Origin of the sequence: Paraglaciecola sp. MB-3u-78, assembly GCF_002835935.1 — a bacterium.
Taxonomy (GTDB): domain Bacteria; phylum Pseudomonadota; class Gammaproteobacteria; order Enterobacterales; family Alteromonadaceae; genus Paraglaciecola.
Map to the genome: position 1 here is coordinate 1 of NZ_PJCF01000060.1, position 472 is coordinate 472.

The following is a 472-nucleotide window of genomic DNA, read 5'->3' on the forward strand; positions in this document are numbered from 1 at the left end:
CGCAATTTCGGCCTGAGTGAATGGCAGTAAGGTAATATATTCGATTCGTCCAGCTAAAGAATCATAATCCCTCTTTGCGTCATAACTCTCATTTTTTGTTCCACTACTTGTTTTAGAGGGGACAGTATTTAGGTCTGCTGAGCCAGTGATGACATAGCTGCCTGCTGCTCTATCGTTATCTACCATCATTTTTATTGTGGAGCTTAGATTTATGGCTTTTTGAAACTCGTCAATTAGCAGCGGTCTCCCTAGCCCTGTAATTAGGGCGATGGGGTCGTTGATGGCTAACCTTCTGATGTTGTCATCATCAAGAGTGATCTCCGACGCACCTTTTGGCATCACAGATTTAGCCAGCGTACTCTTACCTGATTGGCGAGGGCCAATAATTGCGATAACAGGTGTATCACGTAGTGCATCTCTTACTTTGTGCACAATTGTTCTTTTTTTCATGCGAATCTACCCTCGTTTGTTT

General features: G+C 43.2%; 1 protein-coding gene. It reads right to left on the reverse strand.

Annotated elements, in window-relative coordinates:
- The coding region (locus CXF95_RS26325; RefSeq protein ID WP_157828262.1) for an AAA family ATPase at positions 1-450 on the reverse strand (450 nt) is incomplete at its 3' end.
- Positions 451-472 lie beyond the last annotated feature (22 nt).